Annotated in this window: 3 protein-coding genes; 1 reads left to right on the top strand and 2 read right to left on the bottom strand. The window is 74.0% G+C overall.

Going from position 1 to position 4,332, the window contains the following annotated elements:
* Both GT030_RS25575 and GT030_RS25580 read right to left on the bottom strand, forming a co-directional pair.
* On the bottom strand, positions 1-1,532 hold a 1,532-nt coding region (locus tag GT030_RS25575; RefSeq protein ID WP_161203135.1), incomplete at its 3' end, for a M48 family metallopeptidase.
* A 206-nt stretch (positions 1,533-1,738) separates the two neighbouring features.
* Positions 1,739-2,857 (bottom strand): hypothetical protein, encoded by a 1,119-nt coding sequence (locus GT030_RS25580; RefSeq protein WP_161203136.1) that lies wholly within the window; start codon positions 2,855-2,857, stop codon positions 1,739-1,741.
* Between the two features lie 130 nt (positions 2,858-2,987).
* Here GT030_RS25580 and GT030_RS25585 point away from each other — a divergent pair, with 130 nt between their 5' ends.
* On the top strand, positions 2,988-4,145 hold the full coding sequence (locus tag GT030_RS25585) for a cystathionine gamma-synthase (RefSeq protein WP_086693815.1): 1,158 nt from the start codon (positions 2,988-2,990) through the stop codon (positions 4,143-4,145).
* Positions 4,146-4,332: the final 187 nt, after the last annotated feature.

The following is a 4,332-nucleotide window of genomic DNA, read 5'->3' on the forward strand; positions in this document are numbered from 1 at the left end:
GGGCTCGCGCCGGCGCCGTCGGCCGCGCCGGGCAGCCGCAGAACCGCCGCGCGGGACCAGGAGAACTCCCAGCTCAGCAGCGAACGCGCGCTGAACTCGGCCAGCACCATCGTGCGCAGCGAGTCACCCAGCGCGGGCCGCACGAACTGGCGGAACGCCCGCCCCTTCGCCGCGGCCGCCTCCTCGGACAGCGGCAGCCGCTCGGCCACCCGCCACAGCCGGCCCCCGTCGACGGCGTCGAGCACGTCCGTCAGGGTCGCGGGGCGCCCGTTGTACGCGCTCAGCGCGCGGTGCAGCGGGGTCTGCGCGGTGGTGATGCCCTTCGCCATGGCGACGTTCAGCAGTTCCGGCCAGTCGGCGGTGCGCCGGAAGCCGAGCGCGTCCGCGGTCAGGACGGCTTCCTCCAGTGCGTTCAGGGTGTGCTCGGGGTCGGTGAGCAGGGCCAGCGCCGGGCCGTCGCCCTCGGGGCCGCGTCCGTCGGCGGGCAGTGCCTCGACACGGCGTACCCGCTCGGCCATCGGCGGGTGGGAGTCGTACCGGGACTCCGGCTCCTCGGGCAGCCCGGCGCGCAGCTTCTCCAGCTCACCCGCGCGGGCCGTCAGCAACGCGCCGAAGCCGCCGAAGAACTGACCGCGCGGCGGCAGCGTCCGGGCGGGCAGGCCGAGGGTGGCGTACGAGTCGAGGTAGAAGCCGTGGGCCGCCGAGAGGACCGGGATCTCGCGCAGCGCGGAGGCGGTGGCGTCGCGGCCGGCGATCCGGGCGGCGGCCAGGTCGGCGGCGAACTCCTGCCCGCGCGCGGTGCTCAGCGAGGCCCGCAGATAGACCCTGGCGTACCAGGTGTAGAGCCGCGCCATCCCCCGGTACAGCGCGCCGGTGTGCCGGGTGTCCACCTCGCGGGCCTTCTTGCCCTTGGCGATCCGCTTGGCGGCGGTCCGCTCCTGGCGCTCGCGCTCGTCGGCCACCTTGCCGTCGGCGGTGGCGTGGAACTGCTCGACGACCCGGCTGATCTGCGCCCGGCCGCGCACCACGATCGCCGAGAGCCGGGTGTCGCCGGCGGTGAAGTGCCCGTACTCGTGTCCCAGGACGGCACGCAACTGGGCCTCGCTCAGCCCGGTCAGCAGCGGCACGCCGAGGGTGAGGGTGCGCGGTCCGGGGCGCAGGCCGAGCAGCTTGGCGTCCTCGCGCACCGAGGCGTTCACATCGGGGGTGAGCAGGATGCGGGCCGGGGCGTGGGTGCCGCTCGCGTCGGCCACCTCGCGCACCAGCGCCCACAGCCGGGGTTCGTCCGTCTCGGCGGCCTCGACGGCGGCCGGGTCCTCGGCCGCCGGGACGCGCAGCATGAACATGCCGCGTACGACGGGGACGGCGAGCAGCACCGTGACGATGAGGATCTTGACGGCCCCGATGCCGTGCAGCCCCCAGTGGTACAGGGCGAGGTCGACACCGGCCAGCGCCGCCAGCAGGGCGAGGCTGATCAGATAGAAGCCGGACAGCAGGACGAGGGCGCGCAGCGCGCGCAGGGTTGCGCCCATCGGAAAAGATCCCCCCACAGGAAACCGGGCGAGCCGGAGCAAGACGAACGAGGCGCACACCGCCGTACGGTGCCGCCGCCCGAGTGTGGGGGTCTCGGGGCCGGGCAAAGCAGGGGCAGGGCCCAGGGCAAGCGGAGTATGCCCCACCGCAGGTCAGCGGGGCAATACCTGTTCTTCGGGGTGCCCGGTCGGCCCGGTGGCCGGTGTCAGCCCGGCAGGGTCGCCGGGTTGCCGCCGTTGGCCTCGTAGCCCGCGACCGCCAGGGCCCGGTAGACCGCGAACGCCTCGGCCGGGTCCTCGGAGAGGCTCCACGGCAGGGCACCGACGTGGCCGTCCACGTGCACCAGCTGGTCCATGGCCTCGGCCCAGCGCTCGGCCCGCACCAGGAAGAACACCAGCAGATGCCGTACGTGCGCGAGCATCGGGTCGTCCGGCCGGGCGGAGTGCACCGCGTGCAGCGCGCCGTGTATCGCCCTGACCACGACCTCGCTGCGGTAGAACCCCGCGACCAGGTTCACCTCCGGCAGATGCTCGAAGACCGCGAACAGCGGCAGCGCGGCCAGCAGGGACCCCTCAGGGGCACGGGCGGCGGCGGCCTCGGCGAAGGCGTACGCCTCCTCGCGCGAGCCGTGCCACTTCTCGCAGGTGTAGTGCAGCGCGGCCAGGTGGGCGCCCATGTGGTGCGGGGCGAGGCCGAGGATCTTCCCCCACAGCTCGTCGAACTCCGGCCGCGACCAGCCAAGGCCGCGCGCCACGGACAGCATCACGAGGTGCGGCACCGGGTCGCCGGGAGCGGCGAGCGCGGCCCGCTCACACGCGTCGCGCGCCTCCTCCATGATGATCCGGAAGTCGTCCGTGCCCGGCACCGAGGTCCGCCACGCCTGCTGCGCCAGGAACTCGGCGTGCACCGCGGCACCGCCCGCGTCCTTGGGCTGCTCGGCCCGCCACACCCGCAGCCACTGGCCGCCCGGCGTCTCGTGCACCCCGCCCGGCCGCTCGCGCAGCTCCAGCGAGGCCGCCCCGGCGAACGCCTGCACCCGCTGCCAGCGCAGCTCGCCCTCCGTCTCCGTACCCGCGAGGAGCTGGGCGGCGGCGCGGTAGTCACCGGTGCGGCCGACCAGGTCCAGCACGTCCAGCAGGTCCTGGTCCGGGCCCGGCATCCGCACGTCCAGCTCCTCCTGGCGCAGGAAGCCGTACCGCTCGGGGTCGGCGGCGTCCGGGTGGTCCGGATGCACACGCTCGATCCCGCCGCGCCCGCGCCGGATCAGCGGGAGCAGCGCGAAGGCCAGCAGGGCCAGCGCCAGGAGCAGCCAGAGAGTCGCCATGCGTCAAGCGAACCAGATCCCGCCGGCACTTGGCCAACCCCTCCAGCGAGCCTGTGGAAAACTCCCGCCGGCCCCCGCTCCGAGCCCGGCGTCCGTCATCATCCCCGCGAGCGCATTACGCTCGGTGCACATGAGCGACAGGCACATCAGCGAGCACTTCGAGACTCTGGCGATCCACGCGGGCAACACCGCCGATCCCCTCACCGGCGCGGTCGTCCCGCCCATCTACCAGGTCTCGACCTACAAGCAGGACGGCGTGGGCGGACTGCGCGGCGGTTACGAGTACAGCCGCAGCGCCAACCCGACCAGGACGGCGCTGGAGGAGAACCTCGCGGCGCTGGAGGGCGGCCGCCGCGGTTTCGCGTTCGCCTCCGGCCTCGCCGCCGAGGACACCCTGCTGCGCACGCTGCTCAGCCCCGGCGACCACGTGGTCATCCCGAACGACGCCTACGGCGGCACCTTCCGGCTCTTCGCCAAGGTCGCCTCCCGCTGGGGCGTGGAGTGGTCCGTCGCCGACACCAGCGACCCGGCCGCCGTGCGCGCCGCGATGACCCCGCGCACCAAGGCCGTCTGGGTGGAGACCCCCTCCAACCCGCTGCTCGGCATCACCGACATCGCCGCCGTGGCCCAGGTCGCGCACGCCGGCGGGGCGAAGCTGGTCGTGGACAACACCTTCGCCACCCCCTACCTCCAGCAGCCGCTGGCGCTCGGCGCGGACGTCGTCGTGCACTCGCTGACCAAGTACATGGGCGGCCACTCCGACGTGGTCGGCGGTGCGCTGATCGTCGCCGACGAGGGGCTGGGCGAGGAGATCGGCTTCCACCAGAACTCTATGGGCGGCGTCGCCGGACCGTTCGACTCCTGGCTGGTGCTGCGCGGCACCAAGACCCTCGCGGTGCGCATGGACCGGCACAGCGAGAACGCCACGAAGGTCGCCGACATGCTGTCCCGGCACCCGCGCGTGAGCAGCGTGCTCTACCCGGGCCTGCCCGAGCACCCCGGCCACGAGGTCGCCGCCAAGCAGATGCGGGCGTTCGGCGGCATGATCTCCTTCCGGGTCACCGACGGCGAGGAGGCGGCCGTCTCGGTGTGCGACCGCACCCAGATCTTCACCCTCGGTGAGTCCCTGGGCGGCGTGGAGTCCCTCATCGAGCACCCCGGCCGGATGACGCACGCCTCCGTCGCCGGTTCGCTGCTGGAGGTCCCCTCCGACCTGGTCCGTCTCTCCGTCGGCATCGAGAACGCGGACGACCTGGTCGAGGACCTCAAGCAGGCGCTGGACAAGTAAGCGCCGTTCCGGCCTACCAGCCGGACACGGGCGGGGTCGTCAGCGACGGCGGCTCCGCCCACGGCCTGGTCAGCGCGGCCCAGGTGAGGAAGGCGGCCGCCGCCGCGCACAGCACCAGCCACAGCAGCCGCCGCCCGGCCCGCCGCAGCCGCAGCAGCCGGGCCCCCCGGCGCACCGCCTCGCCGGG

It is taken from the genome of Streptomyces sp. SID1328 (assembly GCF_009865595.1).
Taxonomy (GTDB): Bacteria; Actinomycetota; Actinomycetes; order Streptomycetales; family Streptomycetaceae; genus Streptomyces; species Streptomyces griseoluteus.